General features: G+C 59.1%; 12 protein-coding genes and 1 pseudogene. 3 read left to right on the top strand and 10 right to left on the bottom strand.

From position 1 onward, the window contains the following. Nucleotides 1–387: 387 nt before the first annotated feature. From HCF10_RS25090 to HCF10_RS31805, 9 genes and pseudogenes are all read right to left on the bottom strand, one after another. Complete coding sequence (locus HCF10_RS25090) at nt 388–1,023, bottom strand: CGNR zinc finger domain-containing protein (RefSeq protein ID WP_145337073.1); 636 nt, start codon at nt 1,021–1,023, stop codon at nt 388–390. A gap of 96 nt (nt 1,024–1,119) precedes the next feature. Beyond that, nucleotides 1,120–1,734, bottom strand: a complete 615-nt coding sequence (cysC, locus tag HCF10_RS25085) for an adenylyl-sulfate kinase (RefSeq protein ID WP_167656635.1) — start codon at nt 1,732–1,734, stop codon at nt 1,120–1,122. Beyond that, on the bottom strand, nt 1,731–2,960 hold the full coding sequence (locus tag HCF10_RS25080; RefSeq protein ID WP_167656634.1) for an MFS transporter: 1,230 nt from the start codon (nt 2,958–2,960) through the stop codon (nt 1,731–1,733). Before HCF10_RS25080 ends, cysC begins: the two co-directional genes overlap by 4 nt. 10 nt (nt 2,961–2,970) lie before the next feature. Beyond that, the gene (locus tag HCF10_RS25075) at nt 2,971–3,741 is read right to left on the bottom strand and encodes a class I SAM-dependent methyltransferase (RefSeq protein ID WP_131700034.1); all 771 of its coding nucleotides are present in this window, start codon (nt 3,739–3,741) and stop codon (nt 2,971–2,973) included. 7 nt (nt 3,742–3,748) lie between these two features. Next, on the bottom strand, nt 3,749–4,885 hold the full coding sequence (locus tag HCF10_RS25070; protein ID WP_131700035.1) for a hypothetical protein: 1,137 nt from the start codon (nt 4,883–4,885) through the stop codon (nt 3,749–3,751). After that, nucleotides 4,882–5,607, bottom strand: a complete 726-nt coding sequence (locus tag HCF10_RS25065) for an SDR family oxidoreductase (RefSeq protein ID WP_167656633.1) — start codon at nt 5,605–5,607, stop codon at nt 4,882–4,884. The genes HCF10_RS25070 and HCF10_RS25065 overlap by 4 nt, the downstream gene beginning before the upstream one ends. A 10-nt stretch (nt 5,608–5,617) precedes the next feature. Beyond that, nucleotides 5,618–6,346 carry a sulfotransferase family protein gene (locus tag HCF10_RS25060; RefSeq protein ID WP_131700037.1) on the bottom strand — a complete coding sequence of 243 codons (729 nt, stop codon included), beginning with the start codon at nt 6,344–6,346 and terminating at the stop codon, nt 5,618–5,620. Beyond that, entirely contained in the window at nt 6,343–7,566 is a 1,224-nt protein-coding gene (locus tag HCF10_RS31810; protein ID WP_167656659.1) for a transaldolase family protein, read from the bottom strand. The genes HCF10_RS25060 and HCF10_RS31810 overlap by 4 nt, the downstream gene beginning before the upstream one ends. 123 nt (nt 7,567–7,689) lie before the next feature. Then, nucleotides 7,690–8,280 (bottom strand): annotated as a pseudogene (locus HCF10_RS31805) (HAD family hydrolase); the annotation flags it as partial. 253 nt (nt 8,281–8,533) lie between these two features. On the opposite strand from HCF10_RS31805, the gene HCF10_RS25045 reads away from it, so the two are divergent. From HCF10_RS25045 to HCF10_RS25035, 3 genes are all read left to right on the top strand, one after another. Then, on the top strand, nt 8,534–9,334 hold the full coding sequence (locus HCF10_RS25045; RefSeq protein ID WP_131700038.1) for a glucose 1-dehydrogenase: 801 nt from the start codon (nt 8,534–8,536) through the stop codon (nt 9,332–9,334). Next, nucleotides 9,327–11,153 carry a glycoside hydrolase family 15 protein gene (locus HCF10_RS25040; protein ID WP_167656632.1) on the top strand — a complete coding sequence of 609 codons (1,827 nt, stop codon included), beginning with the start codon at nt 9,327–9,329 and terminating at the stop codon, nt 11,151–11,153. Before HCF10_RS25045 ends, HCF10_RS25040 begins: the two co-directional genes overlap by 8 nt. Nucleotides 11,154–11,237: 84 nt before the next feature. Beyond that, nucleotides 11,238–12,137 carry an alpha/beta fold hydrolase gene (locus HCF10_RS25035; protein ID WP_145337069.1) on the top strand — a complete coding sequence of 300 codons (900 nt, stop codon included), beginning with the start codon at nt 11,238–11,240 and terminating at the stop codon, nt 12,135–12,137. Here HCF10_RS25035 and HCF10_RS25030 read toward each other — a convergent pair. Further along, a complete protein-coding gene (locus HCF10_RS25030) occupies nt 12,134–13,102 on the bottom strand; it encodes a GlxA family transcriptional regulator (protein WP_145337068.1) in 969 nt (322 codons plus the stop codon). The two genes, HCF10_RS25035 and HCF10_RS25030, sit on opposite strands and share 4 nt — an antisense overlap. Between the last annotated feature and the right edge of the window lie 74 nt (nt 13,103–13,176).

Raw genomic sequence — 13,176 nt, 5'->3', positions numbered from 1 at the left:
GCTTTATGTCGAGCGTACGCGTCACCCGAAACCGTCAGGATTTTTTTAAAGACCCACGCAGCTGGAGTCTTGAGTGCCGTAAGCCAATCTAAAGGCATTCCTATTTCTCACTCATAGCCCGTACTTCGGACTGTATCGATTATGTGACACAGGCAGAATCTGAGCACGTTCCTCGCGATTTTCCTAGCACTGAGCCAGTTGAGCGTTCCGAAATATGGATTAAATGAACCAGCCGAAGCTGGCTCATTTATTTCGAAGATCACATAGGCTTTTATCTGTAATTCTGACAAATCTACAGTGCAGCGTTGTCAAAAAAGATGCGCAACCTATTGATTTTATAGATGACTAATATTCAACTTTTTTAGAGGCCTTCACACTGCCTGGAGACTAAAGCGCCTGTTTAAGGCGACTCAATTTCTCCCGGCTGCCGCACACGCTCATCTGGCACCATTTGCGCAGTTTGTTCTTGGAGATATCCAGGAATAGCCAATCACAGTCGGTGGCCGTGCAGCACTTCAAGGCGCGAAGATCACCGGACACCAGCAATTGCGTGGCCTCGATTGCCAGCCGTCCGATCAACATTGCACTCAGTTCCTGGGCAGAGGTGCAGGTTTTCCACGCCCAGGCCGGCGTCCCGTCAACCGTGCGCAGTACACGCCAGGCGGTGCCTTGCTGGAAATTCAGGTTGATCTGCTGCAAGGCGTCATCAGGCGCAGCCTGACGCAAGGACAACGGATAAAACACGGCATACAGGCATTCGCGGAACGCAATGATGGCGTCCAGATCCGGTTGGTAGGAAATAGGCGACTCAAACACCATGGCCTTGTATTCAGCGAACTCCTGGGCGGAGATCAACGAGGCGTGCAGCGCCCATTCAATGAAGAACTGAAAACTGGTGAGCCGCTCTTCCATTACCTTGAGCGGCGACCCAGGGCGGCGGCCGTTGGTTGTATTGATGAAGTCCAAGACCTGGACCCCGCCAATCAGACGGATGGATTTTGCAGTGCCGGTGAAATGCGTCATGCCTGCTCCTGAAAAAACGCGGTATGGCTGCGATGGCGCAGATTACCTTGTTTTCTGAACGTGCAGGCACCGCCACCTCGGCGCGAAGACCAGCGGCTATGTGCGCTCGTTGTTGCGGGCCATCCAATCGAGAATAGTCGCGACAGACTGTTCGACAGACAGCGCCTGGGTGTCCACGTGCACTTCTGGAAAGATCGGCACGTCGTAGTTCGAATCAATACCGGTGAAGTGTTGGATCAGCCCCAGGCGGGCTTTTTTATACAAGCCTTTAGGGTCACGTTGTTCGGCTGTTTCCAGCGGCGCGTCCACATACACCTCGACAAAATGCTCATTGCCGACAATGGCGCGCGCGTAATGCCGGCTGGCCGCCGACGGAGAGATCAGCGCCACGATCACCACCAGCCCAGCGTCCAGCATCAAGCGCGCCACTTCGGCGACCCGCCGGATATTCTCAGTGCGGTCGCTGTCGGTAAAACCCAGGTCCCGGCACAAGCCGCCGCGCACCGAGTCGCCGTCAATGATGCAGGTCAAGCGCCCCTGTGCCTGCAAGGCCCCGTCCAACGCATCGGCAATCGTCGACTTGCCGGCAGCCGAGATGCCCGTCATCCAGATGACCAAAGGCTTTTGCGGTATACGCGAGCGTTCGGCGCCGAGATGGCTGAACGCAAACGCATGCAGATTCCGGTCTGGACGTTCCGCAAAATGACTCATGGCCGCTCACCCTCCGTCACCGCCACAGGCGGTTTACCCAACAGGAACACCATCACGCATTGCACGAACAGCAACAGCGCAACCACCCAGTAGACGGTCGAGAACGAGCCGGTCAGGTCCTTGGAAAAACCGCCCAGGAAGTTGCCGCACACACCACCCAGGCCGATCAGCACATTGGCAATACCAAATGCCTGGGTCAGTCGGCTGACCGGCACGATTTGCCCGATGTAGCTGGGGACAAGCCCGAATATGGGGTAGAACGCCAGCGCAAACAAAAATGCCGCCAGGTAAAACAGCGGGAGGCTGTTGAAGCTGAACACCAGGGTGGCGGCCAGCCCCGCACTCAGAAAGCACATGGCCAGCGACGCCCTGACGCCCACCTTGTCGGCAATCCATCCCACCAGAAAGCCCGAGGCCATGCCCACCGCGCCGATGGTGGTCCAGACAAACCCGGCATCCTGCACCGACACCCCCAACTCATCCCGCAGGAACGGAGCCAGGTAAGTCTGGAACGGCAACAGCGCCATCCCATTCAAAAAGGCAATGGCCCAGGTCAGGTACAGCGAGCGACTCAACCAAGGTGCGTGGCTGTCGAAGGCCGTCGAACGCTGCCCGGAAAAGCCGGCGTCCTTGTCCGCCTCCATGTTGCGCAGCAGAAACCAGGCCACCACGCACAGGGCCACCGAGATCATGCCCGCAGTGAGCCAGATCGAGCGCCAACCACCCTGCAGGGTGAGGAACGACACCAGCAAGCCATTGATGAACACGCCGTAGCTGGTGCCACTGGAAATCAGCCCCATGACCCGCGAGCGATTACCCGGGCTGAAGCCCTTAGTGACAATCTCCGCCAGCGGGATGTACACCGAGGCCGAGCAGCCGCCGAGCAAAATCAACAGCGCCCCGGATAACCAGACACTGTTGCTGACACTCAGCCCCAACAACGCCAGGGATGTCATCACCGTCGACACCAGGCTGATTTTCCAGCCTTCGAAAAAACGGCTGATATAACTGGTGACCGATGAAAACAGCAGGAAGCCGATCTGCGCGCCGCCGGTGATCAGGCCCACCGTGGTGTAGTCGAAACCGATGTCGCGGCGCATGTCCACCACCAGGTTGGCGAACAGGTAAACGCCAAACCCGTAGGTACTGGCCACGAACCCGGTCAACACCACCGCCAGCACGACGCTGTCCAACGGGCGCGCGCTACTTTGTACCCATGTGCTCATCAGGCTCTCCTTAAACGGCGCGCGCCGTGTGGATGACAAAATCACAATTCATCATGTCGTAGTCACGCTGGAAATCCCCGTAACTCTCATGGGCGGAAAATCCGGACTTGAGCACCTCCCCCTTCAACTCGCCCGGCAACAGCGGATAGACCTGCAACCGGTACTGCTCGGCGTTATCGAACGAGTAGATGAACTCACACACGTGTTCATCGACCTGCCCCAAGCCAACGGATGCGTGTGTACCGCAGTAATAGTAATTACCACTGGATTTGAACTTGCCTGCGCGAATGGCAAAGAAATTACGTTGATCCACAATCAGCAAGCCGCCCGGATTGAGCAATGCCCTGAACTTCTCCAGCACCTCCAACCGTTCATGGGCTGCAAACACATGGCACAGCGAACTGCCCAGGCACACCACGGCATCGAAGCGCCCGAGCTCAGCAGGATCGAGGGACTGCCAGTCCCGGTAGTGCGATTCGATCGCCAACCCGCGTTGCCGAAAATTCTCCCGGGCCTTGGTCAACATCGTGCTGCTGCCGTCCGTAGCGACGACATCAAACCCCGCCTGTTTAAGCTGTACCGCATGAAAACCACTGCCCGTGGACACGTCGATCACCGACTTCACGCCGTGCTGCCTCAGCAGGTTTTCAAAGAACCCGTTCTCCCCCGCCTTTCTTTTCTCCCAATCGATCAAATCATCCCAGCGTTCGACGAATTTTTTCGAGTATTGCGTTGCGTAACTGGCGACTTCGCTGCGCTTGTGCACCGACATCTGATTCATCACACACCTACCAGGTTGAATGTTTGAAAGACAGGTATTTGCTCGACAATTCGTGGGCAAACTCGGCGGACTGTTCGATGGACATGGTTTTCTTCGAGTACCCCAGCATCGCCTGCATCACCGCCATGCATTGCGGGTTATAGGTGACAGAGCCATCGCAATGAATTTCATCGATGCCATCCTGGCTCTGGCAGATGGTATTGATGCGCACCGCTTCGTCCTGGGGGCATTCGGCGCTGAACTGCACGTTGATCTGCCCCTCCTGCAACCACACCGGATAGCCGCCCGGCAACCCCAGCGGGCCGGGCGCGTGCACACGCACCGGCGTGGGCGAAAACAGCCCTTCGATCACGGTGACGGCCGAGCACGCCGTGAGGAACTGCCCATCGATACCGCCCAGGCGGCGGAACTCGGATTTAACCGTGGAAAAAATCGCTTCGGCCGGCAGGTGCGTCACGGCCGGGCGGTCGCGAACCTCATACAGCAAGCGGTAACTGGCACGCGGGGGCAAGCCGCCGCGCGGCACGTAGTGGCTGAAATAGTGCTGGGCATACAGGCACACCTGCACATCGGCAGGCTCACACTCGAGCAGCCGCGCGATGGAAAATCGCACTGCCGGGATCAGGTTGGCCACGTTGCCCACCCCGATATCCGGCGCCAGACCGACCCTGGCCAGGATCGGGTTGACCGCATCGGGAAAGGCCGCGTTGACTGTCCTGGTCACGATGCCGGAGGCTTTTACCGCCTGCATCAAGTGATGCATCAGCGTCAGGTGCATGGGAAGCCAGGGGCCGAACTGCGCCTGGTCGAGTTGCTCGAACGAGAGCTTGGGCAACCCGGTGATTACCCGCCACGATTGCAACGACGCGCAGTTCACCACCAGGTCCGGCGCCTCTTCACGCAGCACCCGCGTCACCCGGTCGATATCGGTGAGGTCGGCGATCACTGGCTTGATTGCGATGCAGTGCCCCAACTGCGCACACGACAATGCGACCAGGTTGCACAGCCGCAAGGTCGTGTCTTCATTACGCCCCAGCACCACGAATTCAAAGGCATTTTTCGGCCCGAGAATCTTCAGGATCTGCAGGCACAGGTTGCCTGCGCCCACCAGCAGCAGTTTCTTCTTGGGGGTTGACGGGCTCATCGTGGGTAGGCTCCGTTGTCCACCGCAATGACCTTGCCGGTGACATGACGCATGGCATCGCTGATCACCAGCAAAATGACCTCGGCAACGCCGCCGGGCAGGATCGGCTCCTTGAGGATTTCCTGGCGCGCGTACTCGGCGCGGCGGTATTCGGGGATGGTGCCGTAGATGGCGGTGTCGTGGATCAGCGCCGGCGACACCGCGTTAACCCGCACGAACGGCGCGAAATTCCAGGCGTTGGCTTTGGTCAGGCCGATCACTGCCGCCTTGGTGGCGCCGTACAAGGCATCGCAACTGCCCACTTCGCCGGCCACAGAGGCGATATTGACGATGCTGCGCGGCGCTTCGTGTTTCATTTCCCGTTCGGCGAAGTCTTTGGAGAGATAAACCAGTGCCTTGAGGTTCACCGTCAGGATTTCGTCCACTTCAGCATCGGAATAGGCGTAGACGCTTTTGCCGTGGTAAATACCAGCGTTATTAACTAAGGCATGAATCGTTGCGTGGCGCTCGTACAGTGCAGGTATAAAACCCTTGATCAGCGCATTATCAGAAAAGTCCGCGACATGGGTTTCCAATACATCCGCCGTGTAAGTGCGCTGTAACGCACACAGGCCTTCGGCGTCCTTGTCGGCACCGATGACGAAATAACCTGCCTGGATAGCCTTTTCCACAGTTGCCCGGCCAATCCCATTGGCCGCACCGGTGACAATCAACTTTTTCATACAACAATCCTTATTGGCAAAATTCATTCATGCGTGCGTAGAAGGGTCGGTGGTATTCGTAAAGGGCTTTTAATTTTGGCGACTGATCGAAAGCGTCCATATCGATAGGTGGTGTGTGCGGCAACGCAATGCGCTCACTGTTCTCCGCCGCCACATGCCAACTTCTCCAGGTTTTCCACTGTCGCGGGCATTCGCGTTTCCATGTCATGGCGTGGGGCAGAAATTCAATCTGCAAGTAGTCACACAGTTTACGAATGACACGCTCCGGCTCCGCGGCAAGGTCATCGGCATTAATCACATAAGGCACTTTTCCGATGAGTTTGGTCACCACGCAGAAAATCTCGTACAAGGCTTTATGCCCGATGGCCTGCACGGGCATATCGGGGTGTACCCGGTAATGGGAAATAATGCTGCTGGCGGGCTCGCGAATAATAAAAATATTGTGTTGTTGCGCCAGAAAATCCCGGTCAACTTTCAAGTCATCCAGGCAGTGGTAACACATGTCTTTGTGAAACACATTGGCACTTTCCCGGGCCTTGAGCAGTTGCTCTTTTATGCCTTGATACGTGGTGGGCAAACTGTGATCCCACTCATCCGAAGGAATCACTGAATCTGCGGAAAATGCCATATGCGCAAACGGCTCGTGGAAGACCTCAAAATCCCCCCGCTCGATAAACACACGCTCCAGCACCGTGGAACGGGAACGCGGGTGCGCCCACAACCCGACCATCTTGTTCATGCCAGCACCCCATATTCAGCAGCCAGGATGGCGTTGAGCGAGCGTGCGAAAGGCTTCGCTACCGGACACAGGCGCACGCAGTAATCGGTCAGGCGCCGATGCGCACTGTTGGCCTCGTTGCAGGCGTTGATAAACGCCTCATGATTGCCAAAGTCGTAGGGTTCGATGCTGTCGATGAAATAGGCTTCGCAGAAGTACGGAATGCGGATGAGCCTGGCGAACGTCTCCGCCGGCACCTGTTGAGGTTCGCGGGCGGGTGCCACCGGCTTGCCGTGGCTTTCACGCTCGATCAGAAACTCCACCACATCCGGCGTCAGCGTGTAGCACGTGGTCGTCAGCCCGGTCTTTTCCAGGTGCCAGCAGTGCTTGTGGCCACGCTCGTCAACGTCGACCTTGATACTGGAAAGCAGGGTTTTGACCGGCACTTTCGAGCCCGCGACCAAGGCATGTATCTGCTGGTAAATCATTAGCTCGGCCCAGCGCATGTCCTCCGGCCCCAGCGCCAGGCCACGCTCGGCGGCCTGCAAGGCGAACTCGGGCTGGCAGGAAAAACGCCCGATCATAAAGGTGATCACATACTTGCAACGGCCGGTGTCGACACCATTGCGGCGGGCACTGGCGATGCCCCGCTCTATTGCCTGGATTCCGGCCTGGAACTGCGAAACAGTGAAGCAGAACGTGATGTTGACCGAAACGCCTTGGGCCACCAGGTGTTCGATCGTCGCGAAACCCTCCTGGCTGCCCGGCACTTTCACCATCACATTCGCGGCCAGGCGATGCAGCTCCAGGCCTCGTGCGGTCATGCGTTCGGTGCACCGCACATCCGAAGGATCGACCTGGGCGCATATCCAGCCGTCGGCCTGAGCCGATTGAACCCACAGTGGCTTGAGCGTCGAGGCACCTTCAGCAATCACTTCGTTGTACAGCTGCTTGCGCAATTCCCCGGGAGACAGGCTGGCCAGGTTAAAACGCGACGACCAATACTCTTTCTTGTCGAGGATCGCCGCCGTCACCAGCCGGGGGTTGGTGGTCACACTGCTGAAGCCCCAAGGCTGGGAGAGATCCTGCGGCATCAACTGTTCGATATGGGCGGCCGCCGCCGGGTACTTGTCCAACAAATGTTTTTTATACGGTGCGTACACCACGGGCGACGAATCCCACCACACTTCCGAACAGGGATCATTACGTTTAAGTCGCTCTATATAACCCAGTGTGCCCACAACACTTGCTCCTTGAGTAACTTGATCAATGAGGGTCGGTAACTCACGCATATCGGCAAAAGGTAACGCGCCGGCTTCGGCCAATATTCGATGTCGAGACACCGGACCAAAACCCAGGACTTGTATAGTGGCTGCAACGGCGGCTTGAATCCCTGTGACACTGTCTTCAATCACCAGCGCATGACAGGGCTCAACGTTGTAAGTTTCACACGCCGTTAAAAATACCAGCGGATCAGGCTTCCAACGCCCCAATTCATAACAACTGAATATTCGCCCCTCGAAATAAGGCAACAACCCCACAAGGCGTAAACACTGTTCAATCTTATTGCGCGGCGCACTCGAGGCCACGCAATAGGGAATCTCCAGCACGTTCAATACGTCAAGTATCCCATCGGTCGCTTTTACATTAAGCGTCAATGCTTCCAGCGCTCGAACTCGGAAGTCCTCTTCAAACTGAGGGGTCAAATAAATACCCAATAACTGTTCTGCCTCGCGCAGACAATCGGCAATCTTTCTTCCACGAAAGTGCTCAATGAAATACGCACTATCAAGTGTTGTGCCGTCCTGTACCTGAGCATTAAGCATGGCGATCAATACAGACAGGGTGATCTCTTCGCTTTGGACGAGTACACCGTCGCAATCGAAAATAACTAACTTAGGCAACGTCGTAGCTCCCTGCTCTGGTAGTTCCCCTATAGCTGCCGATAAACACATAGGCATCTCTTATAGGTGACTCCGCATGACTTCCGAACTACCAGCGGAACGGGTTGAGGTGTGCTTATAAGACACGGGGCTAAAAATCCTGTCAAACGCTTTTTAGCGGTTTTTTAGTATCTTATGGTTATTTTTTATTCTTCTGTTATTCCATTTCTCACCATGGTTGTAGTCGCTAATTTCACACGGCTGAACTTCCGTTACGCGCCGTCAGTCAGCTACTTGAACTCACGAATTTAAGGCCGGGTGGGCAATGCGTATCTCGTTGGAACAACAAGTAGCACTGGTCACGGGCGCCAGTTCCGGTATCGGCGCCGGTGCGGCCAAGGCTCTGGCGCAAGCCGGCGCTGCGGTGGTGCTGAATTACAACAGCCAGGCCGCGCCCGCAGAAGCCTTGGCAGAGCAGATCAATGCCGAGGGTGGCCGGGCGATTGCCATCGGCGCCGACGTGTCTAAAGAGGCCGATGTAGAACGCCTGTTCGCAAAGACCCTCGAAGCGTTCGGCCATCTGGACATCCTGGTGGCCAACTCCGGTATGCAGAAGGACGCAGCCGTGGTCGACATGACCCTCGACGACTGGAACGCCGTGATCGGCGTCAACCTCACCGGCCAGTTCCTCTGTGCCCGTGCGGCGGTGCGCCTCTTCAAGCGCCAGGGCATCCGTGAAGGCGTATCCCGTGCCGCCGGCAAAATCATCCACATGAGCTCGGTGCACCAGTTGATCCCCTGGGCCGGCCATGTGAATTACGCGGCGTCCAAGGGCGGCGTGGACATGCTGATGCGCACCCTCGCCCAGGAAGTCAGTGAACAGCGCATTCGCATCAACGGCATTGCGCCGGGGGCGATTCGTACGGCGATCAACCGTGCTGCCACCGAAGGTGCGGCGGAAAAAGAGCTGCTCAAGTTGATCCCGTATGGCCGGGTCGGCGACGTAGAGGACGTGGCCAACGCCGTGGTATGGCTGGCCAGTGACGCCTCCGATTACGTGGTCGGCAGCACCCTGTTCATTGATGGCGGCATGAGCCTTTACCCGGAGTTTCGTGACAATGGTTGATTTGAAAAACGAACCACAAAGCGCCATCGATGCCCACGGCATCATCGGCGATATGCGCAGCGCGGCGCTGGTGAACGATAAAGGCAGCATCGATTTCTTCTGCTGGCCGGAATTCGACAGCCCATCGATCTTCTGCTCACTGCTGGACACCCCCGATGCCGGCATTTTCCAACTCACCCCGGACCTGCCCAACGCCCGCCGCGAACAGATCTACCTGCCCGACACCAATGTGCTGCAAACCCGTTGGCTCAGCGATGAAGCCGTGGTGGAAATCACCGACCTGCTGGTCATCAGCGAAGAGATCGACGACTTGCCCCTGCTGATTCGCCGTGTGCGTGTGGTCAGCGGCACGGCCACCCTCCACCTGCGCTGCGCCGTGCGCCATGACTATGCGCGCGCACCCACCGAGGCGAGCCTGGATAACGCCAGCATCTGTTTCAACGCCGATGGCCAGCCGGGCATGCGCCTGTGCGGCAGCCATCCGTTGCAGATCGAAGATAACGCCGCCGTGGCCCGCTTCACCCTGGATCAGGAAGAATGCGCCGAGTTCGTACTCGGCGGCCAGGACGATGAACGTGTGGACAGTGGCTGTACCGACTTGGCGCTGGACCACACCTTGAAGTTCTGGCGCGGCTGGATCGCGCAGTCGAACTACCGCGGGCGCTGGCGCGAAATGGTCAACCGCTCGGCCCTGGCCCTCAAGCTGCTGACCTCGCGCAAACACGGCGCAATCATCGCCGCCGCCACCTTCGGCTTGCCGGAAACCCCCGCTGGCGAACGCAACTGGGACTACCGCTACACCTGGATCCGCGACGCCTCGTTCACCGTCTACGCCTTTATGCGCCTGGGCTTTGTCGACGAGGCCAACGCCTATATGCGCTGGCTCAAGGGCCGGGTCAGCGACTGCTGTGGGCAGCCGACCAAGATCAATATCCTATACGGCATCGACGGCCGCCAGGAGCTGCCCGAAACCGAGCTGAAGCACCTCAGCGGCCACGGCGGCGCCAAGCCGGTGCGCGTCGGCAACGGCGCGGTCGACCAGGTCCAGCTGGATATCTATGGCGAGTTGATGGACGCGGTGTACCTGGTCAACAAGTACGGCGAAGCCATCTCCCACGAGGGCTGGAAACACACGGTGGAAGTCGCTGACCAGGTCTGCGAAATCTGGAACCAGAAAGACGTGGGCATCTGGGAGATGCGCGGCGAGCAGCATCACTTCCTGCATTCGCGGCTGATGTGCTGGGTGGCCCTGGACCGTGCGATCCGCCTGGCCTCCAAGCGCTCGTTGCCGGCGCCGTTTGCGCGTTGGGACCAGACGCGCCAGGCCATCTACGCCGATATCTGGAGCAACTTCTGGAACGAAGAGCGCGGGCATTTTGTGCAGCACATCGGCAGCACCGCACTGGACGGTTCGATGCTGCTGATGCCGCTGGTACGCTTTGTCGCCGCCACCGATCCGCGCTGGCTGAGCACGCTGGAGGCGATCCAGAAAAGCCTGGTGCGCGACGGCATGGTCTACCGCTACCGTAACGACGACAACGCGATCGACGGCCTGCAAGGCACCGAAGGCGCGTTTGCCGCCTGCTCGTTCTGGTACGTCGAGTGCCTGGCCCGCGCCGGGCAAGTGGAGAAGGCCCACCTGGAATTCGAACAACTGCTGCGCTACGCCAATCCGCTGGGTCTGTATGCCGAAGAGTTCGACAGCCAGGCCCGCCACCTGGGCAATACGCCCCAGGCGCTGAGCCATCTGGCCTTGATCAGCGCGGCGACGTTCCTGGATCGCAAGCTCAGTGGCGAGAAGACTACCTGGCAGCCCTGAGATCCAGTCAGCGCCCTGTCTTCACAGGCAGGGCATCCCGTCATGTCTTTCGACTAGAGTTTCAACACCTGACAGGAGCCCATCATGACCACCGTCCCCCCAATGCTCTACGTGCGCACCTCCATGCTCGATGTGGCGTATGAAGCCCACGGCCCTACCGACGGCGAGCCTGTAATCCTGCTGCATGGCTTCCCCTACGACCCTCGCGCTTATGACGAGATCGCGCCGGTGCTGGCCGAACGCGGCTACCGGGTGCTGGTGCCGTACCTGCGCGGTTACGGCCCTACGCGATTTATCAATGCGCAGGTGATGCGCTCCGGCCAACAGGCGGCGCTCGGCAAGGACTTGCTGGATTTCATGGATGCGCTGGCGATCCCGCGCGCCACCCTGGCGGGGTACGACTGGGGTGGGCGTGCCGCGTGTATCGTCGCGGCGCTGTGGCCCGAACGAGTGCGCGGGCTGGTGACCGGCGATGGCTATAACATCCAGGACATTGCCAGGTCGCTCACGCCACGGGCGCCGGCGACGGAGCATCGGTTGTGGTACCAGTTCTACTTTCACACCCAGCGCGGTGTGGACGGGCTGACGGCCAATCGCCGCGAACTCTGTGAGTTGCTGTGGTCGTTGTGGTCGCCGTCCTGGGCCAAGGGGCCGGGGCTGTATGGGCAGACGGCGCCGTCATTCGATAACCCGGATTTTGTCGAGGTGGTGATTCACTCCTATCGCCACCGCTTCATGTATGCGCCTGGCGATCCGGCGCTGGAAGCCATCGAGCAGGCCCTGGCGCGGCAACCGGCGATTGCGGTGCCGAGCATTTCGCTGTGCGGCGCCGATGATGGCGTGGGCCCACCGCCGGAAGAGGACGACGATGTGGAACACTTCAGCGCTTTTTACCGACGCCAGGTGTTGCTCGGTGTGGGCCACAATATTCCCCAGGAAGCGCCGCAGGCGACACTCGACGCCCTGCTTGAATTGCTCGCCTAGGCCACCGGCGAGAACCGCTCGCGGTAGGCCTGGGGCGTCACCGACAAGGCCCGCATAAAGCTGCGGCGCAAGGTTTCTTCGCAGCCGAAGCCACACTGCACGGCGATGCGTTTGATCGACGCCGTGCTATCGGCCAGTTGCCGGCGCGCGCTTTCGACACGGATCAGTTCCACCGCGCGCGCGGGCGTCTGGCCGGTTTCGGCGCGGTAGTGGCGCACGAAGCTGCGCTCGCTCATCCCAGCCTGGGCGGCCAGGGTCGGGATACTCAGGTCGAGGGTCAGATGTTCGGCTATCCAGGCATGCAGTTCGGTGAAACGGCTACCGCCCTTTTGCAGGGACAGGGTCACGCTGAATTGCGACTGGCCGCCGGGGCGCTTCAGGAACACCACCAGGTGCCGCGCCACTTCCAGGGCCACGGCGCGGCCCAGGTCTTCTTCGACCAGGGCCAGGCACAGGTCGATGCCGGCGGTCACACCGGCGGAGGTCCACACCGCACCCTGCTGGATAAAGATCGGATTGGACTCCACGTTCAACGCCGGAAACTTGCGCGCCAGTTCTTCGCAACGGGTCCAGTGGGTGGCGACGCGACAACCATCGAGCAAGCCACTGGCCGCGAGCAAAAACGCGCCTGTGCACACCGAGGCCATGCGCCGGGTGTGCCGGGCTTTTTCGCGCACCCAGTCCACCAGCGAAAGGTCTTCTGCGGCGCCGTACACCCCCCAGCCACCCGCGATTACCAGGGTGTCGCAGGGTTGGTCGACCGCGGGCAACGACTCGGCCAACAGCGCGAGGCCGGCGGAGGTCATGACCGGTCCGGCCTGGTCGGCGATCACCGTGACCGCGTAAGGCAACGGCACGCCACGCTGGCGCGCCAGGTCATTGGCTGAGGCAAATACCTGCAACGGCCCGGTGACGTCGAGCACCTGGGCATTATCGAAAGCGAGTACGTGAACTATTCTGGGCATGATTGGCGTGATTCGTGGGCTCAATGGCGTATTCGCCAAAGCCTAGGCCGCTAGAGTAAAGCCGTCTACCCCTT

Source organism: Pseudomonas sp. B14(2022) (genome assembly GCF_012030485.1).
Lineage (GTDB): Bacteria > Pseudomonadota > Gammaproteobacteria > Pseudomonadales > Pseudomonadaceae > Aquipseudomonas.
This window is presented reverse-complemented; position numbering and strand designations above follow the sequence as displayed.

What these genes read in the sequence shown, in the direction of transcription:
- HCF10_RS25030 (WP_145337068.1), bottom strand. Translation starts at nt 13,102, where the DNA reads ATGCCCAGAATAGTTCACGTACTCGCTTTCGATAATGCCCAGGTGCTC.
- HCF10_RS25090 (WP_145337073.1), bottom strand. Translation starts at nt 1,023, where the DNA reads ATGACGCATTTCACCGGCACTGCAAAATCCATCCGTCTGATTGGCGGG.
- HCF10_RS25060 (WP_131700037.1), bottom strand. Translation starts at nt 6,346, where the DNA reads ATGAACAAGATGGTCGGGTTGTGGGCGCACCCGCGTTCCCGTTCCACG.
- HCF10_RS25080 (WP_167656634.1), bottom strand. Translation starts at nt 2,960, where the DNA reads ATGAGCACATGGGTACAAAGTAGCGCGCGCCCGTTGGACAGCGTCGTG.
- HCF10_RS25040 (WP_167656632.1), top strand. Translation starts at nt 9,327, where the DNA reads ATGGTTGATTTGAAAAACGAACCACAAAGCGCCATCGATGCCCACGGC.
- cysC (WP_167656635.1), bottom strand. Translation starts at nt 1,734, where the DNA reads ATGAGTCATTTTGCGGAACGTCCAGACCGGAATCTGCATGCGTTTGCG.
- HCF10_RS25070 (WP_131700035.1), bottom strand. Translation starts at nt 4,885, where the DNA reads ATGAGCCCGTCAACCCCCAAGAAGAAACTGCTGCTGGTGGGCGCAGGC.
- HCF10_RS25045 (WP_131700038.1), top strand. Translation starts at nt 8,534, where the DNA reads ATGCGTATCTCGTTGGAACAACAAGTAGCACTGGTCACGGGCGCCAGT.
- HCF10_RS25075 (WP_131700034.1), bottom strand. Translation starts at nt 3,741, where the DNA reads ATGAATCAGATGTCGGTGCACAAGCGCAGCGAAGTCGCCAGTTACGCA.
- HCF10_RS25035 (WP_145337069.1), top strand. Translation starts at nt 11,238, where the DNA reads ATGACCACCGTCCCCCCAATGCTCTACGTGCGCACCTCCATGCTCGAT.
- HCF10_RS25065 (WP_167656633.1), bottom strand. Translation starts at nt 5,607, where the DNA reads ATGAAAAAGTTGATTGTCACCGGTGCGGCCAATGGGATTGGCCGGGCA.